Origin of the sequence: Pannonibacter sp. SL95, assembly GCF_026672425.1 — a bacterium.
Lineage (GTDB): Bacteria > Pseudomonadota > Alphaproteobacteria > Rhizobiales > Stappiaceae > Pannonibacter.
Genome location: NZ_JAPPRC010000006.1, coordinates 209206 through 234171, shown reverse-complemented (window position 1 = coordinate 234171; position 24966 = coordinate 209206). Strand labels below are relative to the sequence as shown.

At 63.6% G+C, this 24966-nt stretch carries 21 protein-coding genes; 10 read left to right on the top strand and 11 right to left on the bottom strand.

Features of this window, described 5'->3' with window-relative positions; translation table 11 throughout:
* Nucleotides 1-85: 85 nt before the first annotated feature.
* From OVA12_RS18160 to OVA12_RS18140, 5 genes are all read right to left on the bottom strand, one after another.
* Nucleotides 86-910 carry an ABC transporter permease gene (locus tag OVA12_RS18160; protein ID WP_268139790.1) on the bottom strand — a complete coding sequence of 275 codons (825 nt, stop codon included), beginning with the start codon at nucleotides 908-910 and terminating at the stop codon, nucleotides 86-88.
* Entirely contained in the window at nucleotides 907-1833 is a 927-nt protein-coding gene (locus tag OVA12_RS18155; RefSeq protein ID WP_268139789.1) for an ABC transporter permease subunit, read from the bottom strand. Before OVA12_RS18155 ends, OVA12_RS18160 begins: the two co-directional genes overlap by 4 nt.
* Nucleotides 1834-1860: 27 nt before the next feature.
* A complete protein-coding gene (locus tag OVA12_RS18150) occupies nucleotides 1861-3018 on the bottom strand; it encodes an ABC transporter ATP-binding protein (protein WP_268139787.1) in 1158 nt (385 codons plus the stop codon).
* 113 nt (nucleotides 3019-3131) lie between these two features.
* The gene (locus tag OVA12_RS18145) at nucleotides 3132-4217 is read right to left on the bottom strand and encodes a polyamine ABC transporter substrate-binding protein (protein WP_442793921.1); all 1086 of its coding nucleotides are present in this window, start codon (nucleotides 4215-4217) and stop codon (nucleotides 3132-3134) included.
* A 242-nt stretch (nucleotides 4218-4459) separates the two neighbouring features.
* Nucleotides 4460-5845: a glutamine synthetase family protein gene (locus OVA12_RS18140; RefSeq protein WP_268139783.1), complete on the bottom strand. Its 1386-nt coding sequence runs from the start codon at nucleotides 5843-5845 to the stop codon at nucleotides 4460-4462.
* Nucleotides 5846-6069: 224 nt separating this feature from the next.
* Here OVA12_RS18140 and OVA12_RS18135 point away from each other — a divergent pair, with 224 nt between their 5' ends.
* The 4 genes from OVA12_RS18135 to OVA12_RS18120 all read left to right on the top strand — a co-directional run bounded on the left by OVA12_RS18135 (nucleotide 6070) and on the right by OVA12_RS18120 (nucleotide 10716).
* Nucleotides 6070-6825 carry a GntR family transcriptional regulator gene (locus tag OVA12_RS18135; protein ID WP_268139781.1) on the top strand — a complete coding sequence of 252 codons (756 nt, stop codon included), beginning with the start codon at nucleotides 6070-6072 and terminating at the stop codon, nucleotides 6823-6825.
* A gap of 121 nt (nucleotides 6826-6946) precedes the next feature.
* Nucleotides 6947-8413 carry a glutamine synthetase family protein gene (locus OVA12_RS18130; RefSeq protein ID WP_268139779.1) on the top strand — a complete coding sequence of 489 codons (1467 nt, stop codon included), beginning with the start codon at nucleotides 6947-6949 and terminating at the stop codon, nucleotides 8411-8413.
* A gap of 56 nt (nucleotides 8414-8469) precedes the next feature.
* Nucleotides 8470-9861 (top strand): aspartate aminotransferase family protein, encoded by a 1392-nt coding sequence (locus OVA12_RS18125; RefSeq protein WP_268139777.1) that lies wholly within the window; start codon nucleotides 8470-8472, stop codon nucleotides 9859-9861.
* Nucleotides 9862-10356: 495 nt separating this feature from the next.
* Nucleotides 10357-10716, top strand: a complete 360-nt coding sequence (locus OVA12_RS18120; RefSeq protein ID WP_268139775.1) for a BA14K family protein — start codon at nucleotides 10357-10359, stop codon at nucleotides 10714-10716.
* 171 nt (nucleotides 10717-10887) lie between these two features.
* Here OVA12_RS18120 and OVA12_RS18115 read toward each other — a convergent pair whose 3' ends face one another.
* Both OVA12_RS18115 and OVA12_RS18110 read right to left on the bottom strand, forming a co-directional pair.
* Entirely contained in the window at nucleotides 10888-11340 is a 453-nt protein-coding gene (locus OVA12_RS18115; RefSeq protein ID WP_268139773.1) for a YaiI/YqxD family protein, read from the bottom strand.
* Nucleotides 11337-12593, bottom strand: coding sequence for an NAD(P)/FAD-dependent oxidoreductase (locus OVA12_RS18110; protein WP_268139772.1), 1257 nt, complete (start codon nucleotides 12591-12593; stop codon nucleotides 11337-11339). Before OVA12_RS18110 ends, OVA12_RS18115 begins: the two co-directional genes overlap by 4 nt.
* Before the next feature lie 300 nt (nucleotides 12594-12893).
* Between OVA12_RS18110 and OVA12_RS18105 the strand changes: the two genes are divergently transcribed.
* Nucleotides 12894-14084 carry an HD domain-containing phosphohydrolase gene (locus OVA12_RS18105; RefSeq protein ID WP_268139771.1) on the top strand — a complete coding sequence of 397 codons (1191 nt, stop codon included), beginning with the start codon at nucleotides 12894-12896 and terminating at the stop codon, nucleotides 14082-14084.
* A 9-nt stretch (nucleotides 14085-14093) separates the two neighbouring features.
* Here the strand turns inward: OVA12_RS18105 and OVA12_RS18100 are convergent, their stop codons facing one another.
* A complete protein-coding gene (locus OVA12_RS18100; protein WP_268139769.1) occupies nucleotides 14094-14885 on the bottom strand; it encodes a glycosyltransferase family 2 protein in 792 nt (263 codons plus the stop codon).
* 450 nt (nucleotides 14886-15335) lie between these two features.
* Between OVA12_RS18100 and OVA12_RS18095 the strand changes: the two genes are divergently transcribed.
* A complete protein-coding gene (locus tag OVA12_RS18095; protein ID WP_268139767.1) occupies nucleotides 15336-16502 on the top strand; it encodes an acetyl-CoA acetyltransferase in 1167 nt (388 codons plus the stop codon).
* 84 nt (nucleotides 16503-16586) lie between these two features.
* Here the strand turns inward: OVA12_RS18095 and betB are convergent, their stop codons facing one another.
* The 3 genes from betB to betI form a co-directional block, all read right to left on the bottom strand.
* Nucleotides 16587-18050, bottom strand: coding sequence for a betaine-aldehyde dehydrogenase (gene betB, locus OVA12_RS18090; RefSeq protein WP_268139765.1), 1464 nt, complete (start codon nucleotides 18048-18050; stop codon nucleotides 16587-16589).
* A gap of 92 nt (nucleotides 18051-18142) precedes the next feature.
* Complete coding sequence (betA, locus tag OVA12_RS18085; protein ID WP_268139763.1) at nucleotides 18143-19804, bottom strand: choline dehydrogenase; 1662 nt, start codon at nucleotides 19802-19804, stop codon at nucleotides 18143-18145.
* Nucleotides 19801-20436 (bottom strand): transcriptional regulator BetI, encoded by a 636-nt coding sequence (betI, locus tag OVA12_RS18080; RefSeq protein ID WP_268139761.1) that lies wholly within the window; start codon nucleotides 20434-20436, stop codon nucleotides 19801-19803. Before betI ends, betA begins: the two co-directional genes overlap by 4 nt.
* 239 nt (nucleotides 20437-20675) lie before the next feature.
* On the opposite strand from betI, the gene OVA12_RS18075 reads away from it, so the two are divergent.
* From OVA12_RS18075 to OVA12_RS18060, 4 genes are all read left to right on the top strand, one after another.
* Complete coding sequence (locus OVA12_RS18075) at nucleotides 20676-21644, top strand: choline ABC transporter substrate-binding protein (protein WP_268139759.1); 969 nt, start codon at nucleotides 20676-20678, stop codon at nucleotides 21642-21644.
* A gap of 89 nt (nucleotides 21645-21733) precedes the next feature.
* Nucleotides 21734-22579, top strand: coding sequence for a choline ABC transporter permease subunit (gene choW / locus OVA12_RS18070; protein WP_268139757.1), 846 nt, complete (start codon nucleotides 21734-21736; stop codon nucleotides 22577-22579).
* Nucleotides 22579-23601: a choline ABC transporter ATP-binding protein gene (gene choV / locus OVA12_RS18065; protein WP_268139756.1), complete on the top strand. Its 1023-nt coding sequence runs from the start codon at nucleotides 22579-22581 to the stop codon at nucleotides 23599-23601. The genes choW and choV overlap by 1 nt, the downstream gene beginning before the upstream one ends.
* 73 nt (nucleotides 23602-23674) lie before the next feature.
* Nucleotides 23675-24853 carry an NAD(P)/FAD-dependent oxidoreductase gene (locus OVA12_RS18060; RefSeq protein WP_268139754.1) on the top strand — a complete coding sequence of 393 codons (1179 nt, stop codon included), beginning with the start codon at nucleotides 23675-23677 and terminating at the stop codon, nucleotides 24851-24853.
* The last annotated feature ends 113 nt before the right edge of the window (nucleotides 24854-24966 follow it).

The window sequence follows — 24966 nt, the reverse complement described above, 5'->3', positions numbered from 1 at the left end:
CACCCTCGCAGAACTATCCAGAAACACAGAACCCGCCGACGCGGTTGCATCGGCGGGTTCTGGCGTTTCGTGAGAGCCGGTTGTTTCAGCCCGTGGCAGCCGCTGCGCGCCGCTCGTCGCGTTCGCGCTGCATCTCCTGACGGCGCGTTGCAAGCGAGGCGATGACCACAGCGACCGTGACAATGCCGACAAGGATCGTACAGGCGGCGTTGATTTCCGGTGTCACGCCAAGGCGAACCTGGGAGTAGATCTTCATCGGCAAGGTCGTTGCGCCCGGTCCCGTGGTGAAGCTGGAGATCACCAGGTCGTCGAGCGACAGGGTGAAAGCCAGCATCCATCCGGCGATGACGCCCGGCAGGATGAGCGGCAACGTGATGACGAAGAACGTGCGGGCCGGCGGGCAACCAAGATCCTGCGCCGCTTCTTCCAGCGACTGGTCAAAGCCGACGAGCCGGGACTGCACCACCACCGCCACGAAGCACATGGCAAACGTGGTGTGCGAGATGATGATCGTCCAGAAGCCACGCGGCTGGTCGATGGCCACGAACAGCAGCAGGAACGACAGGCCGAGGATGATCTCGGGCATCACCAGCGGCGCGTAGATCATGCCGGAGAACAGCGTCCGGCCGCGGAACCGCCCGATGCGGACCAGCACCAAGGCTGCCATCGTGCCAAGAACCGTCGCGGCGGTTGCCGAGAGGAACGCCACCCGCAGCGAGACAAAGGCCGATTCGAGGAGCTGCTGATTGCGCATCAGCTCGCCGTACCATTTGGTCGAGAAGCCGCCCCAGACCGTCACAAGGCGCGACTCGTTGAAGGAAAACACCACCAGAATCAGGATCGGCAGATACAGGAAGGCAAAGCCGAGCACGATCGAGGTGATGTTGAACCAGGAAGGACCCGTCCTCATGCCGCCTTCTCCGCTGCTTTGTGCTGGTGATGCTGGAACAGCACGATGGGAACCACGAGGATGAGCAGCAGCACCACCGCCACAGCGGAGGACACCGGCCAGTCACGGTTGTTGAAGAACTCCATCCACAGCGTCTTGCCGATCATCAGCGTCTCGGAACCACCGAGGAGATCCGGGATAACGAACTCGCCAACGGCCGGAATGAACACCAGGAACGATCCTGCGATCACGCCCGGCAGCGACAGCGGGAAGGTGATCGTCCAGAAGGCCTTCCAGGGCGGGCAGCCGAGATCCTGCGCGGCTTCGAGCAGGGACTCATCCATCTTCTCGAGGCTGGCATAGAGCGGCAGCACCAGGAACGGCAGATAGGAATAGACGATGCCGATATAGACCGCCGTGTTGGTGTTCAGGATGATCAGCGGCTCATTGATGACGCCGATCGTCAGCAGCAGCTGGTTCAGCAGGCCCTCGTTCTTGAGAATGCCGATCCAGGCGTAAACGCGGATCAGGAACGATGTCCAGAACGGCAGGATGACGAGCATCAGCAGCGTCGGACGCCAGGCTTTCGGGCTGCGCGCCATGCCATAGGCCAGCGGATAGCCGACGAGCAGGGTCAGCAACGTCGCCGTGCCTGCGATCATCACGCTCGACAGATACGAACGCCAGTAGAGATCATCCTCGGTCAGCCAGACATAATTGGCAAAACTGAAGCCGGAGATCGTCTCGACAAATCCGTCCCAGCCAGCCGACCAGTCAAAGGTCGGGGCGTAGGGCGGGATCGATACAGCGACTTCCGACAGCGAGATCTTGAAGACGATGAAGAAGGGCGCCAGAAACAGGACCAGCAGCCAGACGAAAGGTACGCCAATGACGAACAGGCGCCCCAGTCTTGCCTTCACCTTGTCCGAACCGATCGCTTCCATGGGCGAACTCCCTTTCCGGACAGGCCCTCAGGCCGTGAGAATGACGCCGGCATCCCGGCCCCAGCTCAGGACGACATGGTCATCCCAGGCAATCGGCCGTTCGACGAGACGGGTGCGGTTGGCAACGGTCGACCGCATGGTCATCGCGTCTCCAAGGCGGGAGTGGTAGATCGACACGTCGCCCAGATAGGCGATGTCCCAGACCTCTGCGCCCACGGTGTTCAGCTGCGGCTCCACGTCCTTGCCATGGACGATCTGGACCTTTTCCGGCCGGATGGCGTACCAGACCTGATCGCCGACCGCTGCAGAGGTCTCCTGAATGGTTTCGATCTCGAAACCGCCCCAGGCATCTGTCGCACGCAGCTTGGTGGAACCGGCAGCCTTTTCGGTGATGCGCGCCTCGATCAGGTTGATGTCGCCGATGAAGTCCGCAACGAACCGGGAATTCGGCATTTCATAGATTTCACCCGGCGTTGCCACCTGGATGATCTTGCCGGCATCCATGACGGCGATGCGGTCGGCCATGGTCATGGCTTCTTCCTGATCGTGCGTGACGACAAGGAAGGTCATCTTCAGCTCTTCCTGAAGGTTCATCAGCTCGAACTGGGTTTCCTCGCGCAGCTTGCGGTCAAGCGCGCCGAGCGGTTCGTCGAGCAGCAGCACCTTCGGGCGCTTGGCGAGCGAGCGGGCGAGCGCCACGCGCTGACGCTGACCACCGGAGAGCTGGTGCGGCTTGCGCCGCGCGAATTTTTCAAGCTTGGTGAGGCGCAGCATTTCAGCCACGCGCTCCGCGATCTTGTCCTTGGCCATGCCGTCCTGCTTCAGGCCGAAGGCGATGTTGGCCTCCACGCTCATGTGCGGGAACAAGGCGTAGGACTGGAACATCATGTTGGCCGGCCGCCGGTAGGGCGGAATGCCGGCGAGCGACTGGCCGTCGAGGAAGATCTCGCCTTCCGTCGGCGTCTCGAAGCCGGCCAGCATGCGCATCATGGTCGTCTTGCCGCAGCCCGACCCGCCGAGCAGGGCGAAGAACTCGCGCTCGTAGATCTTGAGGCTCAGGTTGTTGACGGCGACGAAATCGCCGAAGCGCTTGGTAACGTTTCGAAACTCGATAAACGGAACGGACTGCGGGTTTTCCCAGGGCGCAAAAGCCCGCCGCACCGGCCCAATGGGTTTCTTAGCCAAAATCCACCCCCTCGCAAATCCACCAACGCCATCCGCCCTTCAGGCGGCCGGCAAGACCATTCCCTGGCGTCCCCAGTATGGTGCGGGCCCGGCATGCCGGGCCCGCAATTCGATCAGCTGCCGCTCTTGATCTTGGTCCAGACGCGGTTCTGAACGCGGCTCACCTTGGCGTCCTTCGGCGTGACGGTGAAGAGGTTCTTGACCGTTTCCTCGCTCGGGTAGATCGCGGTGTCCTCAAGCACTTCCTTGTTCAGAAGCGGCTGGCTGTCCTTGTTGCCGTTGGCATAGAACACGAAGTTCGAAGCCTTGGCGGCAACATCCGGACGCATGATGTAGTTGATGAACTCATGCGCTTCGGCGACGTTCTTGGCGTCCGCCGGGATCGCCATGTTGTCGAACCACATCAGCGCGCCTTCCTTCGGGATGGAGTACTGGATGGTGACGCCGTTGTTGGCTTCCACAGCGCGGTCGCGCGCCTGGAGGATGTCACCCGACCAGCCCACGGCCATGCAGATGTCGCCGTTGGCCAGTGCGTTGATGTACTCCGAAGAATGGAACTTGCGGATGTACGGCTTGATCTTCATCAGCAGTTCGCCGGCCTTCTCGATCTCGTCCGGGTTGTTGCTGTCCGGGTCCATGCCGAGGTAGTTCAGCGCAGCCGGGATGATCTCTTCCGGGGTGTCCAGCACGAAGATGCCGCAATCGGCAAACTTCGAGACAACTTCCGGCTTGAAGAACATGTCCCAGGAGCCGACAGGCGCGTCCGGCATGATCGCCTTGATCTTCTCGACGTTGTAGCCGATGCCGGTGGTGCCCCACATGTAGTTGATGGCGTGCTCGTTGCCCGGGTCGTACTTGGACAGGCGGACTTCGATGTCCTTCCACAGGTGCTTGCTGTTGGTCAGCTTGGACTTGTCCAGCTTCTGGAACACGCCGGCCTGGATCTGGCGGCCCAGGAAGGAGCCCGTCGGCACGACGACGTCGTAGCCGGTGCCACCGGCGAGCAGCTTGGTCTCCAGCATTTCGTTGCTGTCGAACACCGAGTAATTCACCTTGATGCCGGTTTCCTTGGTGAAGTCCTCAAGGATCGTGTCATCGATATAGTCCGACCAGTTGTAGACATTGACCACACGGTCCTGCGCCAGGGCAGGGCCTGCGATAACTGCGAGCGCCGCTGCGCCCATGAGAATGGTCTTCAACATGTTCTTGTCTCCACTCCACGCCTGTCTGGTTGACGCCTGTCTGGTTGACGACTGCCAGCCCCTGGTGTCGCCGCGTTCCGGCTGACTTTTATGGACGTCCTTGTCCCGCGAAACGGCGACACCATTGCGACATCCGGGGATGAGACTAAAAGCGAAATCTTCCATGCTCAACAGTTGGTTGGCCGGGCCGTGATGTTTTTTCAGGCATGCACGGCCCAGCCAGTGTTCAGAGCGGCGCGTCAGAGGTAGGTCTGGCGCTCCAGCGAGGAAATCTCGCGGCCGAAGGCGTTGAGTTCCTCGCGCTTGATGTCGGTCAGCACCTTGTGCATATGCGCACCCACCGCTTCCTTCATCCGGTCGGAGGCAACAAAGGCATCGATTGCCTCGTCCATCCACGGCGTCAGGCGCTTGAAGCCCTTTTCATAGGCGTTGCCTTCAACAGGTGGTGGCGGCTCGGCCTTGGCCTTCAGCCCTTCCAGCATCCCGGCCAGAACGCCGGTCAGCACCAGGTAGGGGTTTGCATCCGCACCTGCGATGCGGTGCTCGATCCGCGAGGCCGAGGCCTTGCTCGCCGGCACGCGCAAGGCAACCGAGCGATTGTCATAGCCCCAGCAGATCGACGTCGGGGCATAGGAGCCCGGCTGCATCCGGCGGAAGCCGTTGAAGGTGCAGATGTAGAGCAGCAACGACTGCGGCATGGTGTCGAGCAGGCCGGAGATGGCATGCAGCAGCCGCTGCTCGCCGTGGACAGGATCGGCGAAGATATTGCCGTTCTTGTCCTCCATCGACACGTGCACATGCATGCCGCTGCCCGGCCATTCGGCGAAGGGCTTGGCCATGAACGAGGCCTTCAGCTTGTGCTTGCGCGCAACACCGGCCACCAGACGGCGCAGCAGCACCGCGTCATCCGCTGCCATCAGCGGATCGTTGCGATGATGCAGGTTGAGCTCGAACTGTCCGGGGGCCGCTTCCGACACGGCGGCATCGGCCGGAATGCCCTGCAGCTCGGCGCCGGCACGGATTTCGTCGACCAGCGGCATCAGCGATTCCAGGTCCGACAGGGCATACATGTTCTGTCGTGCCGGCCCCAGATGGGTCGAGAACAGAGGCTTTGGCGGTCCGCTCCAGTCGCCGTCGCTTTCCTCGAAGAGATAGAACTCCATCTCGAACGCGGAGGTGCCGCTGAGCCCATGCTCGGCGAGCTTGCCGGTCATCCGCGCCAGCACATGGCGCGGGTCGATCAGGAACGGGCTGCCGGCCCGGTCATACATGTGCATGAGAACCTGCGCCGTCTTGCGCTCGGTCCAGGGCACGATCTTGAGCGTGCGGGCGATCGGCCAGCAGACGCCGTCCATGTCGCCGGTCTCGATGTGAAGGCCGGTCTCCTCGACCTCGCGTCCCCAGACGTCGAGGCCGAACAGGGCGAAGGGCAGTGCAACGCCCTCCTCGAAAACCTTGCGGATGGCATTGCCGGGCAACCACTTGCCACGCAGCACGCCGTTGGTATCGGGCAGGATGACTTCGAACGTATCAATGTCCGGATGTTCTGCGAGGAAGCTTTCCAGCACCTCTTCCCAGCCCTCGTCGGCCGGGCGAACCCAGGTCTGGCGGGGGACGGTTTGCATGTCGGTTCTCCTTAGGGCTGCCCGCTGCACGGACCGTTCCCGACGGGACCGGTGTTGCTGCGGCGCTTTCGATAATTGCGAAACCGACGAAAATGTGATCACGTCTGAACATGCCTGTCAAGGAAACGGCGCTGCTTTCGGTGCTGCGACGCAAACCGTGACTGGCGCCCTTGCATCGACGCCCCTCGCCTTCCTTTTGCTCCAAGACATAGGATCCAAGCCCCATGGCCGCCACCTCCAGCCAGCCCCCCGACCCTGCCCCTGGCACCCCTTCCGAAGCGGCTGCTGCCCCTCGCCGGCTGGCCCGCGATCATGTCGATCAAAGCCTGCGAACGGCCCTGCTGACCGGTCGCTTCATCCCCGGAAAAGCTGTGACACTGCGGGGACTTGCGCAGGAACTCGGCGTCAGCCCCATGCCCGTCCGGGAAGCCATCCAGCGCCTTGCTGCCGAGAATGCGCTCTATCTCAAGCCGAGCGGCCGCGTGCAGGTGCCGGAAATGACCGAAAGCCGCTTTGAGGAGATCCTCGCGGCGCGGGTGCTTCTGGAACCCGAACTGGCCTTGCGTGCACTGCCGCAACTGGACAAATCCGCTGCACGTGAACTCGAAGACATCGATCTCAAGATGGACGTGAGCATCGCCACCGGCGATCCGGAAGCCTATCTCACGCTCAATCACGCCTTCCACTTCCGCATCTACACCGCCGCCCGCTCCCAGGTGATCCTGCCGCTGGTGGAGAGCCTGTGGCTGCAATTCGCACCCTACATGCGCACCGTCTACGGGCGGGTCGGCACTGCCATCCTGATTGACCATCACAAGGAAGCCGTTCGCGCCATCCGGGCCCGGGATGCAGAGGCGCTTGGCGCTGCCATTCGCGCCGACATTCGCGAAGGCATGGGCTTCCTTGAACGCGGGCGGCCGCCAGCCGAACCGGCGCAGGTCCGGCGCAGCGCGCGCAAGACCGTGCGAAAGGGGGATTGACGAACGGCCATTTGTGATCACAAAATCATCACGAAGGAATGGTTTGGCTCTGCCGTCTGACGTTGGACCTTGCACAGTTCCGGCCGCTGCGTGCCTTGACGGGACGCGCGACCGGCGCAAGATGCGGCTGCCTCCGATTTGTGCCCTGCCCCGGGGCCGGCGGACCGGATCACGCCTTATCAGGAGCCTACCCGTGAGCAAGAAGAAGAAAGCCCCGACCCTGACCAGCCTGCGCGGGGTGGCGGATATGGAAGCCGCGCAGACATGGCTTTCGGAGCGCGGGATCGAAGACATCGAGTGCATCGTTCCGGACCTGGCCGGCGTTGCCCGCGGCAAGATGATGCCGACGCAGAAGTTCCTCTCCGGCCCGGTGATGACGATGCCTTCGTCGATCTTCGCCCAGACCATCTCCGGCGACTATCCGGAGGATGACGACCGCTTCCAGCACAATCCGATCGACGGCGATCTGTATTTCCGCCCCGATTTCTCGACGCTGACCACTGTGCCCTGGGAGACCGACCCGACCGCGCAGCTGATGCATGACGCCTACACCCGCGACGGCATTCCCGTGGAGACTGCACCGCGCAACGTGCTGAAGCGCGTGCTGGCGCTGTATGAGGAAAAGGGCTGGATGCCCGTGGTCGCCCCGGAAATCGAGTTCTACCTCGTGCGCCCGAACACCGACCCGGATTATCCGCTGGAGCCGCCGACTGGCCGTTCGGGCCGCCCGGAAGCCGGCCGCCAGTCCTATTCGATCTCGGCGCTGAACGAGTTCGATGATCTCATCGACGACATCTACGACCTGTCGGAGAAGCAAGGCCTCGAGATCGACACGCTGATCCACGAGGAGGGCGCGGCGCAGATGGAGATCAACCTGCGCCATGGCCACCCGCTGGAGCTGGCCGACCAGGTGTTCCTGTTCAAGCGCACCATCCGTGAAGCAGCGCTCAGGCACGACATGTACGCCACCTTCATGGCCAAGCCGATGTCGAACCAGCCGGGCTCGGCCATGCACATCCACCAGTCGGTGACCGACATCGAGACGGGGGAGAACATCTTCTCCAACAAGGATGGCGAGGCGACGCGCGAGTTCCTGTCCTTCATCGCCGGTCACCAGCAGTATCTGCCGCATGTCACCTGCATCATGGCGCCTTTCGTGAACTCCTACCGCCGCTTCTCGCGCAACACGGCGGCACCGGTGAACGTGTTCTGGGGCTACGACAACCGCACGGTCGGCCTGCGCGTGCCCTATTCCAAGCCGAATGCCCGGCGCCTCGAGAACCGCGTGCCGGGCTCGGATGTGAACCCCTATCTCGCCATCGCGGCCTCGCTCGCCTGCGGCTATCTCGGCATCGAGAACAAGCTGCAGCCGGATGAGCCGCGCATGTCGGATGCCAGCAACATCCAGCAGTCGCTGCCGCGCGGCCTGATGGAAGCCCTGGCCCTGTTCGAGGAATGCGAAGAGCTGATCGACGTGTTTGGCGAGAAGTTCTTCGCCACCTATCGCGCGATCAAGCAGGAAGAATTCGAAACCTTCATGTCGGTGATCAGCCCCTGGGAACGGGAATACCTGCTGCTCAACGTCTGACCTGACGGCGCGGGGCGAGCCCCCTCCCCCGCGCCCCATTGCCACCGGAGTTCAAGATGACGGCTGTTTCCAATCGCTATCCGACCGCGCAGCTGCGCGCGCTGGACGCGGCTCACCACTTCCACCCGTTCTCAGATACCAAGGCCCTGAACGCGGAAGGCAGCCGGATCATCACAGCTGCCAAGGGCGTCTGGCTGACGGACTCCGATGGCAACCGCATTCTCGACGGCATGGCCGGTCTCTGGTGCGCCCAGGTTGGCCATGGCCGGGAGGAAATCGCCGATGCGGTGCACCGGCAGATGACCGAGCTGTCCTACTACAACACCTTCTTCAAGACCTCGCATCCGCCGGTCATCGCGCTGGCCGAGAAGCTCGCCGAGGTCTCGCCGCCGCAGTTCAAGCGCACCTTCTTCTGCTCGTCCGGTTCGGAAGCCAATGACACGGTGTTCCGCATGGTCCGCTTCTACTGGGACCAGATGGGCAAGCCGGAGAAGAAGATCATCATCGGCCGCTGGAATGGCTATCACGGCTCGACGCTGGCCGGCACCAGTCTCGGCGGCATGAAGGCCATGCATGAGCAGGGCGACCTGCCGGTTCCGGGCGTCCGCCACATTCCGCAGCCCTACTGGTTCGGCGAAGGCGGCGACATGAGCCCGGCCGAATTCGGCATCTGGGCCGCGCGCGAACTGGAAAAGGCAATCGACCAATACGGCGAAGACAAGGTTGCTGCCTTCATCGCCGAGCCGATCCAGGGTGCTGGCGGCGTCATCATCCCGCCGGAGACCTACTGGCCGGAAGTACAGCGCATCCTGAAGGAGCGCGACATCCTCTTCGTCGCCGACGAGGTAATCTGCGGTTTCGGCCGTCTCGGCACCTGGTTCGGCTCGGAGTATTTCGGCATCGAGCCGGATCTGATGCCGATCGCCAAGGGCCTGACCTCCGGCTACCTGCCGATGGGCGGCGTGCTGGTCTCAGACAAGGTGGCGGCCGGCGTCATCGACAAGGGCGGCGAGTTCTACCACGGCTACACCTATTCCGGTCACCCGGCCTGCGCGGCCGCAGCCCTCGCCAATCTGGAGATCATCCAGCGCGAGAAGCTGGTGGAGCGCGTTGCCAATGACATCGGCCCCTACCTGCAGGCCCGCTGGCGCGCGCTTGGCGAGCATCCGCTGGTCGGCGAGGCACGCATGACCGGTCTCGTCGGCGCGCTCGAGCTGGTGCCGGAAAAGGGCAACCGCAGGAAGGCCTTCCCCGACACCGGCACCGTCGGCACGATGTGCCGCGACATTTCCTTCCGCAACGGCCTGATCATGCGCGCGGTCCGCGACAGCATGATCATCTCGCCCCCGCTCGTCATCACCCATGGCGAGGCCGACCAGCTGGTGGCCATTGCCAAGAAGACGCTGGACGACACTCATGCCGAGCTGAAGCGCCGCGGCATGATCTGAGATCAGCATCGATCGCCGAAGGACTTCAACATATCAACCCCGCCAGATTTCTGGCGGGGTTTCCTTTTGCTGACGCCCCCCTCGGCGTCACCCCGGCCAAACAAAGCGCGAGCCGGGGCATACTCGCTTGCAGAGCCTCTGCGTCCATTCGATATGGCGGCTCTCTTGCAGGCAGCTTCCAGATCATCGGACACGACGGTCGCTCTGCGAATGAGTAGACCCCGGGTCTTCGCTTCGCTGCGCCCGGGGCGACACGGAACAAGTTCACCGCCGCCATGACGACGACCAACGGCCTGGCACTGCGCCCGATTTCTGGCGGGTCTTCTTGCAATTCACCCACCTTCTGCAAAAGCCGTCAGATCGTGACAGCGGTCACATCTGCAATTCGGGAACCTGTTACCTTAGGTCATATCGAGACGAGGAAATAACAAGCCGGTCAGATGATCCGCCTCGCAAGACCAACCGGATGAACAGTCAAGCAGAAGGAACAGTATCATGTCGAATACAATGATGAAAACTGCTGCCGCCCTGACCCTCACCGTCGGACTGCTGGCTGCGGCCGCAGGATCTGCCGAGGCCGGCCATCGCCATCACCACGGCTGGGGCACAGGTGCTGCCGTTGCCGGCGGGCTGATTGCCGGCGCTGTCATCGGGTCGGCCCTGGCGTCCCCGTCTTATGGCGCCCCGGTCTATGTGGCACCGGCCCCGTCCTATGTTGCACCGGCTCCGGTCTACTACCGCCCGGCGCCCTGGTCGCCTGAATGGTACCGCTACTGCAGCTCGCGTTATCGCTCTTTCGATCCGCGCACCGGTTACTTCCGCACGCACAGCGGCCGCCACGTCTTCTGCCAGTAACTGGCACAAGCCCTTTCAAGCAGACATTTTCAGCAAGCGTTTCAATACGTCTTTTCATCGACCGGGACCGGTTTTGAAGTCCCGGAACACAGCCCAGGCGGCCGAACCGCCACCGAAAGGCCTCGCCCTCACCGGCGGGGCCTTCAGCTTTGGCAAACCCTTGCCCTCGGACTAGCCTGCCGACTTGCGGCGGGCAGCGCGCACCATGCTTTCCAGTGACTGCAGGAAGCGTGAGCGATCGAACTTGGAGAAAGCCGGGCCGCTTTCACGGATCTCGCCTGCCTCGCGCAATTGCGTCTTCAGATCGCGCATGGCCAGCGCCATGCCGACGTCGTGGAATGGCTTGCCGGTCGAGCCGAGCACATCCGCGCCAGCCTTGACGCAGCGCGCGGCCAACGGAACGTCGCTCGTCACCACCACGTCGCCCGGCACAACGGCAGCTGCAATCCAGTCATCGGCCTGGTCGAGGCCGCCGGGAACGATCACGCGTTCGACGCCCGGCTCATCCGGCAACCGCATCCAGGAGTTGGAGACAAAGACAATGCGCAGGCCATGCCGTACGCCGACCCTTGCGGCTTCTTCCTTCACCGGACAGGCATCTGCGTCGATGTAGAGGACCGTCATGACGCGGCATCCCGGGAGGCCAGCCGCGCCGCCATTCCCCTGGCGGCGGCCAGCCCCGTGGCAAAGCAGGCCTGCAGCAGATAGCCCCCTGTCGGCGCCTCCCAGTCAATCATCTCGCCGGCCACGAACACGTCCGGACGGACGGTGAGTGAAAAGTCTGCGCCAAGCGCCGACCAGTCAACGCCGCCTGCACTGGAAATGGCCCGCTCCATTCCCGCTGTCGCCGTGACGGTGACCGGCAGCGACTTGATCCGCGCGGCGACGTCAGCCGGACTGACGGCACCGGCAGCACATTCCCGCAGCAGCGCGATTTCCACCGGCGCCAGTCCAAGCGCCTTGCGCAGGAAAGTCGAACGCGACTGCTTGCCATGCGGCCGGTCCAGCTTCGCCGCCAGTGTCGCCGCATCCGAATCCGGGCGCAGATCGATATGCAGGGTCGCCGTGCCCTCACGCTCCAGCGTGTCCCGCAAGGCCGACGACAGGGCATAGATCGCCCCGCCCTCGATGCCGGTCCGGCTGATCATCGCCTCACCACGCAGGCTCATCGTGCCGTGACGGACAGCAATCCGCTTCAGCGGTGTCCCGGCAAACTTGTCGGCAAAGACATCGGACCAACCGACAACAAAGCCGCAGTTGGATGGCCGCAAGGGGCGGACTGCAACGCCTTCTGCCGCCAGAGGCGCAACCCAGTCACCCGTTCCACCCAGCCGCGGCCAGCTGGCACCGCCCAGCGCCAGCAACGTCGCGCCGGCCTGGAACCGCCGCTCGCTGCCATCGCCCAGCCGTAGACGCGAGATCGACGGGCCATCAAAGCCGAGCCAGGCCGCGCGGGCGACAAACCGGACGCCCCGCTCGCCCAGCTGCGCCAGCAGCGCACGCAGCATCGGCGAGGCCTTCATCGCCTTGGGAAACACGCGGCCGCTGGAGCCAACAAATGTCTCCTGGCCGAGGTCTGCCGCGTAGGCACGCAAGGCCGTCGGATCGAAGGCGCGGATCGCCGGCTCAAGATGCGCCGCCGCCGGTCCATAGCGCGTCAGGAAAGCGTCGATCGGTTCGGAGTGGGTGAGATTCAGTCCGCCACGTCCAGCCAGCAGAAACTTGCGCGCTGGCGACGGCATCCGGTCGCAGACGACAACAGAATGTCCTGCTGCCGACAGATGGTCCGCTGCGACAAGGCCTGCCGGTCCGGCGCCGATGATAAGCACGTCAACCGCTTCGGCTGTCACCGGCGGGGAGACCGCGTCCTCAGACATTGATTGAGATCCTGAATTCGAGAAGGCGCTGTTTTGCCCTGTCTGCATCGGCTGCGCAACCGTCGGCTGACGCCGGTTCGATCAACGACGCTCCGCCATACGAGAACAAGAAAATTTTACGCAATAGAGAAACGCACCACAAAGGTTATTGCTGAAAATGAAAACGAAAAAAGCATTTATTAGCAATTGTCGTCGCTTCCTATCCTTAGGTTAGCTTCAGACAAAGATGCAAAATTGATCAGAGCTTGTACTTTCTCTCTGACGGTCTGACAAGAGGGTGACACAAAAGGAGCATCGAAGATGCAGGAAGTGTCAAACCAGATCCTCGTAGTGGACGGCGACGCCAAGGTCATGGCGAGCTTCCAGCAACTTCTTGGCCAAAAATACCGTGTCGCAACCGCGGCAAGCGCCCTTGAGGCCTCGATCTTCCTCGACAGCAACCCGCATGTCGCGGTTGTCATCGCAGCCCTCAACCTGCCTGGGATCGACGGCATCGAGTTTCTCAAAGGCCTGATCGAAAGCCATCCGGCGGCCTCGCGCATCCTGCTGACCAACGACCGGACGGTCGACGTCGCAAAGCGCGCCGTCAACGATGCCAATGTTCTGATGTATCTCAACAAGCCCTGTGCGATCGACGAGATGGAAGCGGCCATCCGCAACGGCTTGACCCACCATGCCCGCGTGATCCGGGAACGGGCACTTCTGGAAAAAACCCTCGCTGGTTCGGTCAAGATCCTGATCGAAATGCTGTCCCTGTTTCATGCGGATGCTTTCCGCAAGACAGGCGTGATGCGGCAGTGGGCCATGAAAGTGGCCAAGGCCCTTGGCATCAAGAAGACCTGGGACCTGGAAATGGCTGTCATGTTCTCGCCCCTCGGCGAGGCCTTGCTGCCCAAGGACATCCTGTCGCGCTATCGCTCGGCCAAATCCCTGACGGATCCGCAGCGCGAAATGCTGTCGCGCGCACCGGAACAGACCCGCGATCTGCTGCGCAACATCCCGCAGTTCGAGCGGATTGCCGAAGTGCTGTATTTCTCCAACCGCGGCTACGACGGCTCGGGCTTTCCGGCCGACGGTCCGGTCGGCAAGGACATCCCGCTCAACTCGCGGATCCTGAAGATCCTGACAGACCTGTGGTACGCGAGCCCGGACAGCGGTCTGGATATGGCGGCGTTTGAAGCCTTGGGCATCAACCGCAAACAGTATGATCCCAAACTGCTCGAGATCGTGCGTGAGACGCTTCTGGCAGAAGAGATCGACAAGTCGCAGTCGGTCCAGATCGTGTCCTGCCATATCAGGGCGCTGCACCCGGGCGATGTGCTGGTTGACGATATCCTGACCGACGGCTCGCATGAACTGGTCCTGTCGCGTGGACATCAGCTGACCGAAACAACAATCAAGCGGCTCTGGCAGTTCGATCGCCTGTCCGGTCTGCGCCAGCCGATCCGTGTGCGCCGCATCGAGCAGAAGGCGGAAGCGGTGCCCGCCTGACGGCGCGCCTCAGTGGTCCGGCTTGTGCCTGTCGACCAGATCGGCCTCATAGGCCTTGGCCACGCGCAGGAAGCGGGCATGGGCGTAGTTGACCGAAAGGATCAGCCCCCACCAGCCATACCGCACGTATTTGCGCGCCACATAGGCCTTCAGGAAGGCAAAGGGAAACTCGGTGACGAGGCGCCAGCGCGGCAATGACCGGCTGCGGGCGCGCATGTCGTTGACCTGCATCGTCGAGTAACGATTGTACTTCTCGACCTGAAATGTCAGCGAGCGGATCGAGTGGTGCGCGACAACGCCCTTGAGATCAGCCAACCGCGCGCCAGGCTCCGGGCGCACCGTGTCATGCACGGTCGAAGCCGAGAACCGGCCCTTGCGCCGGTCATAGAGGCGGATCTGATGATAGCCATAAGCCCAGGACGCCGGTTCGTCTTCATGGGCATAGACGTCGCGGATCATCACCCGCCAGCCATCGGCCGCCAGATGGCCGCCCGCGCCCATCAAAGCCTGGATTTCCTCCGCAAGCCCGGGCGTCACCACTTCATCAGCATCCAGATTGAACAGCCAGTCATTGCGGCACTGGTCCTCGCCAAAGCGCTTCTGCGGGCCGTAGCCGGGCCAGGCGTTGAACACCACCCGCGCGCCCTCGGCCTCCGCCACTGCCACCGTCGCATCGACCGACCCGCTGTCGATGACAATCACCTCATCCACCCAGTCGCGCACCGAGCGGATCGTCTGCGCAATGCGGTCGGCCTCATCCCGGGCGATGATGAAGACGGAAAGGGGCAATCGCGCGGTCATTTGTCGGGTGTCCGGTCTGGTCTGTCCACGGTCGCGGAACGCGAAGGCGGTGTCTCCCTGTTAGTCAAAAACTGGCCTTGGAGGAAGATGCTTCACGCCTCGCCGTCCGAAAGCAAAAGAGCCGGGCGGAAGACCACCCGGCTCGGAAACTTTCTGCAATGACCGAAACAACAAAAACCTGTTCCGCAACGACGCCCTTATCGCAGCGTCAGGTGACAGCTGTATGACCTGAACACTCGCAGTGCGGAAAAAAATGCCGCAGCGCAATATCAACCAAAGAGAGGATGCCTCGATGGCTGGAAACACCCCCATGGTCCGCCTTATGTTACGTTAAAGTCAATTTGGGGCTTGCCGCTGCCGGGCCGTGCTGAAACGATCCCGCAAGGTCGGAGGAACATGGCTGTGACCTGCCACGAACGGCAGGGGCAGCCGAGAACAAGGAACCGGAACATGACCGCAGCCATCGTGGGTTGGGCCCATCTGCCCTTCGGCAAGCATGCCGAAGAGACCGTCGAGAGCATGATCGTCAAGGCAGCGACGGATGCCATCATCGACGCCGGCATCGAACCGCAAGACGTGGGCGAGATCTATCTCGGCCATTTCAATGCCGGCTTCTCGCGGCAGGACTTCACCGCCTCGCTGGTGCTGCAGGCTGATCCGGCGCTGCGCTTCACGCCCGCCACCCGCGTCGAGAACGCCTGCGCCACCGGCTCGGCCGCCGTGCACCAGGGCGTGCGCGCCATCGCCACTGGCTCGGCCCGCTTCGTGCTCGTGGTCGGCGTCGAGCAGATGACGACGACGCCGGGACCGGAAATCGGCCAGAACCTCCTGAAGGCCTCCTATCTCAAGGAAGAGGGCGACATCCCGGCGGGCTTTGCCGGCGTGTTCGGCAAGATCGCCGATGCCTATTTCCAGCGCCACGGCGACCAGTCCGACGCGCTGGCGAAGATCGCGGCCAAGAACCACAGGAACGGCGTCAACAACCCTTACGCCCAGATGCGCAAGGACTTCGGCTTCGAGTTCTGCCGCCAGGAAAGCGACAAGAACCCCTTCGTTGCCGGCCCGCTGAAGCGCACGGACTGCTCGCTGGTCTCCGACGGGGCGGCGGCGCTGGTGCTGACCGATCCGGCCACCGCGCTTGGCATGAAGAAGGCCGTCGCCTTCCGCGCCATGGCGCATGTGCAGGACTTCCTGCCGATGTCGAAGCGCGACATCCTGAAGTTTGAAGGCTGCCAGACCGCCTGGGGCAAGGCACTGGCCAATGCCCGGCTGACGCTGGATGATCTCTCCTTCGTCGAGACGCATGACTGCTTCACCATCGCCGAGCTGATCGAGTACGAAGCCATGGGTCTGGTGAAAGAAGGCGAAGGCGCCCGTGCCATCCTGGAAGGCTGGACCGAGATGGACGGCAAGCTGCCGGTCAACCCGTCCGGCGGCCTGAAGGCCAAGGGCCACCCGATCGGCGCCACCGGCGTGTCGATGCATGTGCTGACGGCCATGCAGCTGACCGGCGAGGCCGGCGGCATCCAGGTCAAGGACGCCTCCATCGGCGGCATCTTCAACATGGGCGGCGCAGCCGTCGCCAACTATGTCTCGATTCTGCAGGCAATGAAGTAAGGACCTCCGGGAGGTTCCAGACTTCGAGCATTATTGCCCCCACCGCGTCGGTGGGGGCAGGTTCGCGTGGGGCAGCCGTCCCGATCAGAACGCCGCCGCGACGTCCCCCATCTCGACGTAGACGCTCTTCACCTGGCTGTAGTGGCCGATGGCCGTGTGCCCGTTCTCGCGGCCGATGCCGGAGGACTTGACGCCGCCGAAGGGCATTTCGATGGGCGTCAGGTTGTAGGCGTTGATCCAGCAGGTGCCGGCGGCAAGCTGTGCGATCACCCGGTGGGCGCGCTGGATGTCGCGGGTGAACACACCGGCGGCCAGACCGAACTCGGTCGCATTTGCGCGGGCGATCACCTCTTCCTCGCTGTCGAAGTCGAGCACGCACATGACCGGGCCGAAGATCTCTTCCCGGGCGATGCGCATATCGTCCTTCACATCGGCAAAGACGGTCGGCTGCACGAACCAGCCCTGCGGGAAAGCCGCCACGTGTGCTGCCCCGCCGCCGCAGACAAGCCGCGCGCCTTCCGCCTTGCCGATCTCGATGTAGCCCAGCACCTTGTCGAGCTGCGGCTTTGAGACGAGCGGGCCGATATTGGTCGCCTCGTCCAGCGGATCGCCCAGCACGGCGTTTGCGGTGCGTTCAGCCAGCCGCTTCAGGAAGGCCTCCTTCAGGCTGCGATGCACGAAGACGCGGGTGCCGTTGGAGCAGATCTGGCCCGAGGAATAGAAATTGGCATTGATCGCCGCCGAGACGGCATTGTCGAGATGGGCGTCCTCGAACAGGACCAGCGGCGACTTGCCACCGAGTTCAAGCGTGAGATGCTTGAGGTTGCTGCCTGCCAGGCCCGCGACCTTGCGCCCGGTCGGCACCGAGCCGGTGACGGAGACCTTGGCCACCGCCGGATGCGAGACGAGCTTCGCGCCTACGTCGCCCGCGCCCTGCACCACGTTGAAGACACCGGCCGGAACGCCGGCCTCCAGCAGCGCCTCGGCCAGCTTCAGCGCGCTCAACGGTGTCACTTCCGAGGGCTTGAAGATCATGGCGTTGCCGCAGGCCAGCGCGGGGGCTGCCTTCCAGCAGGCGATCTGGATCGGATAGTTCCACGCGCCGATGCCCACGCAGATGCCGAGCGGCTCGCGGCGGGTGTAGGCGAAGGAACCGCCAAGGTCGATGTGCTCGCTGGTCAGCGTCGCGGCGAGATTGCCGAAGTATTCGAGGCAATCGGCGCCGGAGGCCGCATCGGCGATCAGCGTTTCCTGCAGCGGCTTGCCGGTGTCGAGCGTTTCCAGCTCGGACAGGGCGCGGTTGTTGGCGCGCAGGATCTCCGCCGCCCGGCGCAGGATGCGGCCCCGCTCGGCTGCCGGGGTGGCGGCCCAGATCTTCTGGCCTTCCCGTGCGGTCGAGATGGCGGCCTCGATGGTCAGGTCGTCAGCAGCATGCAGGCGGGCGATGACGTCGCCGGTGGCGGGATAGAGGCTGTCGAAGGCCGCGCCATTCGGGCTTTCGACATATCCGCCGCCAATGAAATGGGAGGCTCGGGGCTGGGCGCGCATGAGGTCGTCCTTGCAAGTCGGTCAGAAGGGGAAACAGGACCGGCCACCGCCTTGGCAGAAGCCTCCTGCTGTTCGTCAGGTCGCAGGATGGCTCAACGCTGGCGCGTTTGCCACTGCGGATGGATCCAGGGCTCCAGGTTGGAGGCCGGCAACGGGGCCTTGCCGAGAATGTGGTCCGAGGCCTTCTCGCCCACCATGATCGACGGGGCATTCAGGTTGCCGTTGGTCACCTGCGGGAAGATCGAGCTGTCGGCCACGCGCAGGCCCTCGACGCCGATGACCCGGCATTCCGGATCCACCACCGCCATCGGGTCGCTCGCGGCCCCCATGCGGCAGGACCCACAGGGGTGATAGGCGCTCTCCACATGCTCGCGGATGAAGTCGTCCAGCTCCGCATCGCTCTGCACGCCGGCACCCGGCTGGATCTCGCGGCCGCGATAGGGCGCGAAGGCCTCCTGGCCGAATATCTCGCGCGTGAGCCGGATGCAGGTGCGGAAGTCGGCCCAGTCGTCCGGGTGCGACATGTAGTTGAAGAGGATCGAGGGCTTGGCCAGCGGATCGCCTGAGGTCAGGCGGATGCGGCCGCGTGACTTTGAGCGCATCGGCCCGACATGGGCCTGGAACCCATGTCCCTCGGCCGCTGCCTTGCCGTCGTAGCGCACCGCGAAGGGCAGGAAGTGATACTGGATGTCGGGATACTCGACACCCGCCTTGGAGCGAATGAACGCGCAGGCCTCGAACTGGTTCGAGGCGCCGAGCCCCTTGCGCGTGAACAGCCACTGCGCTCCGATCAGAGCCTTGGAAACAAGGTTCCAATGCTTGTAGAGCGTGATCGGCTGCGTACAGGCCTGCTGGATGTAGAGCTCCAGATGGTCCTGCAGGTTGGCGCCGACGCCCGGCCGGTCCGCGACCACGTCAATGCCCATCTCCCGCAGATCCGCTGCCGGTCCGATGCCGGAGAGCATCAGAATCTTGGGCGAGTTGATCGACGAGGCGGAAATGATCACTTCGCGCGCCGCCCGCACCGTGACCGGCTGGCCGGAACCACGCTGGTACTCAACGCCGGTTGCCCGGCCGTTCTCGATAACCACACGGCGGACAAAGGCCCCGGTGACGACCTCCACATTGCCGCGCTTCAGCGCCGGCTTCAGATAGGCATTGGCGGCGGACCAGCGCTGACCGTTCTTCACGGTCATCTCCATGTCGCCGAAGCCTTCCTGCTTCTGGCCGTTGTAGTCGCCCGTCGTCTCGTAGCCCGCCTGTTTGCCGGCCTTGATGAAGGCATCGAACAACGGGTTCCACTTGGTGCCGCGTTGCACATGCAGCGGACCGGAGCGGCCGCGGAAGCCGTCGTCGCCGGTCGGGGTCTCCTCCTGGCGCTGGAAATAGGGCAGCACATGCCGGTAGCCCCAGCCGCTGGCGCCCATCTCTTCCCAGGTGTCGAAGTCGCGCGCGTGGCCGCGCACATAGACCATGCCGTTGATCGAGGAAGAGCCGCCGATGACCTTGCCGCGCGGCGTCGCAAGAATGCGCCCGCCCAGATGCGGCTCGGGCTCGCTCTGGAAGCCCCAGTCGTAGCGGCTCATGTTCATCGGATAGGACAGCGCCGCCGGCATCTGGATGAAGGGCCCGGCGTCCGTTCCGCCGAACTCCAGCACCAGCACCCGGTTTTTCGGATCTTCGGACAGCCGATAGGCCATGGCGCAGCCCGCCGAACCGGCACCGACGATGATGAAGTCAAACGTGTCGTTCATGCTGGGAGCCCCGGGTCTGGCTGTGGCGTTGTGGCCCCGGACGCCCGGGCCCTGTGCAGCAGGATCTGCGCCTCGACGTAATCCTCGACGAGGCGGATGGCAGCCTCGGGATCGGGCGGCGCCTCCTTCAGCGCGCGGCGGATCCAGACCCCGTCGATCATCGACGCCGTTCCCTCGGCCACGAGCTGCGCGTCCGGCAATGGCAGAAAGCTACGTAAACTGTGCGTCAGGTTGGAGACAAGACGGGCGGAATAGATGCGCAGCAGGCGCTGGCTGGCCGGATTGGTGCGGGCCTGCGAGTAGAACGCCAGCCAGGCAGCAATCACGGCCTCGCGGAACTGGCCCGTCTCGAAATTGCCGGCGATGATCGCCGACAGGCGCGCACGCGGCGTCTGCGCTTCGGCCAGACGGGCACGGATGCCCTCGCCCAGCTCATGCAGAAGATGGCGCATGGTGGCGGCGAGCAGCTGATCCTTGGAGCCGAAATAGTGATGTGCAAGCCCGCCCGACACGCCGGCCTTGCGCGCGATCTGCGCGATCGTCACGTCGCAATAGCCCTGTTCGTGAATCGCATCGACCGTTGCCGCGATCAGGCTGCGCCTGCGCTCGGCCTCCATCCCGATCCTTGGCATGTCGTTCTCCCCGATGGTCGTAAATGATTATTTTTAATTGAACGATCAATCAATCAAAACTTGCCAAAGCCAACAGTCAATGGTTCATTAAGTCTCACCAGAGGGGCAAACCTGCCGCAAAGACGGCTAAATCAATCGGTTGCCCATTGTTTGAGATGTCCGTCCGGGGTTCATTGGGACTGAACACCGGCGAACGACCCCGTGTACCGGGGCGCCATACAAGAGCGGGAGACAACCGGATGAAGCGCGTATTCACTTCCATCACCAGTGCCGCCATCGGCCTGGCGCTGAGCGGGGCCATCGGCCTCAGCACCACGGCAACGGTCCAGGCGGCCGAGCCCGAAAGCTGCAAGGCCGTCCGGTTCTCGGATGTGGGCTGGACGGACATCACTGCTACCACCGCTGTCGCCTCGACGATCCTGCTCTCCCTCGGCTACGAGACCGACGTGAAGGTCCTGTCCGTGCCGGTGACCTATGCGTCGATGAAGAACAAGGACATCGACGTTTTCCTCGGCAACTGGATGCCGACGATGGAAGCCGACATCGCGCCCTATCGCGAGGAAAAGACGGTCGACACGGTTCGCGAGAACCTCGAAGGCGCGAAATACACGCTGGCTGTGCCGAAATACACCTATGACAAGGGCCTGAAGACCTTTGCCGACATTGCCAAGTTCAAGGAAGAGCTGGCCGGCAAGATCTATGGCATCGAGCCGGGCAACGATGGCAACCGCCTGATCCTCGGCATGATCGATGGCGACCAGTTCGGCCTCAAGGGCTTCCAGGTCGTGGAATCCTCCGAGCAGGGCATGCTGGCCCAGGTGTCCCGCGCCACCAAGCGCAAGGAAGACGTCGTCTTCCTCGGCTGGGAACCGCATCCGATGAACGCGAATTTCGAGCTCGCCTATCTGGAAGGCGGCGATGACGTGTTCGGGCCAAATCTTGGCGGTGCCACGATCTACACCAACACCCGCGCGGGCTACGTCAACGAGTGCCCGAATGTCGGCCAGTTCCTGAAGAACCTGAAGTTCACCCTCGCCCTTGAAAACGAGATCATGGGTGAGATCCTGGACGGCGGCAAGGATCCGAAGATCGCCGCACAGAATTGGCTGACTGCCAACCCGGGCGTGCTGGACGGCTGGCTGGCCGGTGTGAAGGCGCGCGATGGCAGCGACGCTCTGGCAGCCGTGAAGCTGGCCCTGGGCCTCTGAGCCTGGTTTCCGGCTGCGTGATGCCGGCAATCGCCGCTCACGCAGCCGGGCTAGGCCGCATCTGAAAACCCCGGCGCGGAGAGGGGCCCGTGGATTTTTTGACCCAACACAAACTGCCGCTTGGATCTTGGGCCAAGGCCTTTGTCGACTGGCTGACCAACAACGCAGCCTGGCTGTTTGACGGTATTGCCGTCGTTCTGGAAACACTGATCGGCGGCATCCTGTTCGTGCTGCAGGCACCCGATCCGCTCGTGGTGGTCGGCGTTGCAACAGCACTTGCCTTCGTCGTGCGCCGCAACATCGGCTTCCCGTTGTTCGTGCTGGGATCACTGCTGATCATCATCAACCTGGGCTTCTGGGAAGAGACGACAAACACGCTTGCGCTGGTCCTGGGCGCCACCACCGTCTGCATGGCCGTCGGTGTGCCGATCGGGGTTCTCGCTGCGCACCGGCCGAATTTCTACACCGCCCTCCAGCCCGTTCTGGATCTGATGCAGACGATCCCGACCTTCGTCTATCTCATCCCTGCGCTGATCCTGTTCGGCCTCGGCATGGTTCCGGGCCTCATTGCCACGGTCATCTTTGCCCTGCCCGCCCCGATCCGCCTGACGCAGCTCGGCGTCTCCTCGACGCCCACGCAGCTGCTCGAGGCCGGTCACGCCTTTGGCGCCACCCGCTGGCAGCTCCTGTGGAAGATCGAGCTGCCCTATGCTCTGCCGCAGATCATGGCCGGGCTGACGCAGACGATCATGCTGTCCCTGTCGATGGTGGTGATTGCCGCCCTCGTCGGCGCTGACGGCCTCGGCGTTCCGACCCTGCGCGCGCTCAACACCGTGAACATCGGCATGGGCTTTGAAGTCGGCGTCGCCATCGTTCTGATCGCCATCGTGCTGGACCGGTTCTTCCGCCTCAATCGTCCGACGGGAGGCCGCTGATGAGCGATCCGATCGTTTCCTTCCACAATGTCGACATCGTCTTCGGCTCGAAACCGCACCGGGCGTTGCCGCTGATCGATGCCGGCAAGACCCGGCGCGAGATCCAGGACGAAACGGGCCAGACCTTGGGCGTCGCCGGTGCCACCTTTGACATCATGCCCGGAGAGGTCATCGTGCTGATGGGCCTGTCCGGCTCCGGCAAGTCGACGCTGCTGCGCGCGGTCAACGGGCTCAATCCGGTCATCCGGGGCGAGACGCTCGTGCGCGACGGCGACAGCATGGTCAATCCGGCAACCTGCGGCGAGGAGCGCCTGCGCCGCCTCCGTCGCAGCCGCATCGCCATGGTGTTCCAGCAATTCGCGCTGCTGCCCTGGCGCACCGTCTCCGACAACGTCGGCTTCGGCCTGGAGCTGGCGGGCGTCAGCCTTGCCGAGCGCAGCAAGCGCGTGGCCGCCCAGCTCGAACTGGTCGGCCTCGGCGGCTGGGGCAACAAGCACGTGCATGAGCTGTCCGGCGGCATGCAGCAACGCGTCGGCCTTGCCCGCGCCTTTGCCACGGACGCACCGATCCTCCTGATGGACGAGCCCTTCTCCGCGCTGGATCCGCTGATCCGTGACAAGCTGCAGGACGAACTGATCCAGCTGCAGAAGACCCTGCACCGGACCATCATCTTCGTCAGCCATGATCTCGACGAGGCCGCCAAGATCGGCAGCCGCATCGCCATCATGGAGGGCGGGCGGGTCATTCAGCTGGGCACGCCGCAGGAAATCGTCCGCCATCCGGCGACGCCCTATGTGGCGGAATTCGTCGCACACATGAACCCGCTCAACGTGTTGCGCGCCCAGGACATCATGAGCCCGGTTGCCGCATCCGCCACCAGCAGCTCGAACTGCGAGCTGGTGACGCCGCTGCGCCAGGTCATCGCCCTGAAGCGGGCGGGCTCTGGTCCGGTCCTCGTCATCGACAATGGCCGCCCTGTCGGCCAGATCGGCGAGGCGGAACTGCTCGGCTGCATGGGCTGACGCGGCACCGCAGGCGGATCATCGCACGCGAATAGCAGGAGGCAAGTCCGTTGCCTCTTGCTATAAGCCAGCCATGACACGAGTTGACGTTCTGATCCTGGGTGCTGGCGCCGCCGGCCTGATGTGCGCCATTGAGGCCGGCAAGCGCGGCCGGTCCGTGCTCGTCATCGACCATGCCAAGCGCGCAGCGGACAAGATCCGCATTTCCGGCGGCGGCCGTTGCAACTTCACCAACATCCACGCCAGCCCGGCGAACTTCCTGTCGGACAACCCGCGCTTCTGTGTCTCGGCGCTCAAGCGCTATACGCCGGCGGATTTTCTCAAGCTGGTCGACAGCCACCGCATCCCCTGGCACGAGAAGACGCTCGGCCAGCTCTTCTGCGACGACAGTGCGCAGGACATCATCACGATGCTGCTCGCCGAGATGGAGAAGGCCGGCGGCAAGCTGTGGCTGGAGACAGGCTTCACCGAAATCAGCAAGCCCGACGACCGCTTTGCCATAGAGACCTCGCGCGGACGCGTCGAGGCGACGTCGCTGGTGGTCGCCACCGGCGGGCCGTCGATCCCGAAGATGGGCGCCACCGGCATCGGCTACGAGATCGCCCGGCGTTTCGGGCTCAAGGTCGTGCCGCCGCGTCCCGCGCTCGTGCCCCTGACCTTCTCCGACGCCAACAAGGCCCTGTGCCAGAAGCTCGCCGGCGTGTCGGTGGACGCGGTCGTGCGCTTCAACAAGACATCCTTCCGCGAAGGCTTGCTGTTCACGCATCGTGGCCTGTCCGGGCCGTCGATCCTGCAGATTTCATCCTACTGGCGCGAGGGCCAGCCGATCAGCGTTGATCTTGCTCCCGGCACCGATGTCTTCGCTGCGCTCAAGGATGCAAAGCAGGCGCAGGGCCGGCAGGACATCCGCACCGCTGTCGGCCACATCCTGCCGCGCCGGCTGGCGGAGGAACTCGCCACCGAATACGGCCTTGGCGGCCGCCTTGCCGATCTTTCCGACAAGGTGCTGCGCCAGACAGCCGACCGCCTCAATGCCTGGTCGCTGCTGCCCGCAGGAACGGAAGGTTATCGCACGGCTGAAGTCACGCTCGGCGGGGTCGATACGGACGAGCTGTCGTCGAAAACCATGGCGGTGACCAAGGTTCCCGGCCTCCATTTCATCGGCGAAGTGGTTGATGTGACAGGCCATCTCGGTGGCTTCAACTTCCAGTGGGCCTGGGCCTCTGGCCATGCTGCAGGCTCCAGCTTCTGAGCAGCGCCCCTCATTGGCGGATTTGCAGGCGTTCTCATCAGCCGGCATAGTTTTTTGCATTGCAACAAAATGGCTGACAAACCCGTTGCCTGCGCTATAGTTCGCATGGGGTT

Bases quoted from the DNA above. Each gene is read 5' to 3' on its own strand.
- OVA12_RS18060 (WP_268139754.1), top strand. From the start codon at position 23,675: ATGACACGAGTTGACGTTCTGATCCTGGGTGCTGGCGCCGCCGGCCTG.
- OVA12_RS18160 (WP_268139790.1), bottom strand. From the start codon at position 910: ATGAGGACGGGTCCTTCCTGGTTCAACATCACCTCGATCGTGCTCGGC.
- OVA12_RS18135 (WP_268139781.1), top strand. From the start codon at position 6,070: ATGGCCGCCACCTCCAGCCAGCCCCCCGACCCTGCCCCTGGCACCCCT.
- OVA12_RS18110 (WP_268139772.1), bottom strand. From the start codon at position 12,593: ATGTCTGAGGACGCGGTCTCCCCGCCGGTGACAGCCGAAGCGGTTGAC.
- OVA12_RS18155 (WP_268139789.1), bottom strand. From the start codon at position 1,833: ATGGAAGCGATCGGTTCGGACAAGGTGAAGGCAAGACTGGGGCGCCTG.
- betA (WP_268139763.1), bottom strand. From the start codon at position 19,804: ATGAACGACACGTTTGACTTCATCATCGTCGGTGCCGGTTCGGCGGGC.
- OVA12_RS18105 (WP_268139771.1), top strand. From the start codon at position 12,894: ATGCAGGAAGTGTCAAACCAGATCCTCGTAGTGGACGGCGACGCCAAG.
- OVA12_RS18120 (WP_268139775.1), top strand. From the start codon at position 10,357: ATGTCGAATACAATGATGAAAACTGCTGCCGCCCTGACCCTCACCGTC.
- betB (WP_268139765.1), bottom strand. From the start codon at position 18,050: ATGCGCGCCCAGCCCCGAGCCTCCCATTTCATTGGCGGCGGATATGTC.
- OVA12_RS18130 (WP_268139779.1), top strand. From the start codon at position 6,947: ATGCGGCTGCCTCCGATTTGTGCCCTGCCCCGGGGCCGGCGGACCGGA.
- OVA12_RS18100 (WP_268139769.1), bottom strand. From the start codon at position 14,885: ATGACCGCGCGATTGCCCCTTTCCGTCTTCATCATCGCCCGGGATGAG.
- OVA12_RS18095 (WP_268139767.1), top strand. From the start codon at position 15,336: ATGACCGCAGCCATCGTGGGTTGGGCCCATCTGCCCTTCGGCAAGCAT.
- OVA12_RS18140 (WP_268139783.1), bottom strand. From the start codon at position 5,845: ATGCAAACCGTCCCCCGCCAGACCTGGGTTCGCCCGGCCGACGAGGGC.
- OVA12_RS18075 (WP_268139759.1), top strand. From the start codon at position 20,676: ATGAAGCGCGTATTCACTTCCATCACCAGTGCCGCCATCGGCCTGGCG.
- choV (WP_268139756.1), top strand. From the start codon at position 22,579: ATGAGCGATCCGATCGTTTCCTTCCACAATGTCGACATCGTCTTCGGC.
- betI (WP_268139761.1), bottom strand. From the start codon at position 20,436: ATGCCAAGGATCGGGATGGAGGCCGAGCGCAGGCGCAGCCTGATCGCG.
- OVA12_RS18125 (WP_268139777.1), top strand. From the start codon at position 8,470: ATGACGGCTGTTTCCAATCGCTATCCGACCGCGCAGCTGCGCGCGCTG.
- OVA12_RS18115 (WP_268139773.1), bottom strand. From the start codon at position 11,340: ATGACGGTCCTCTACATCGACGCAGATGCCTGTCCGGTGAAGGAAGAA.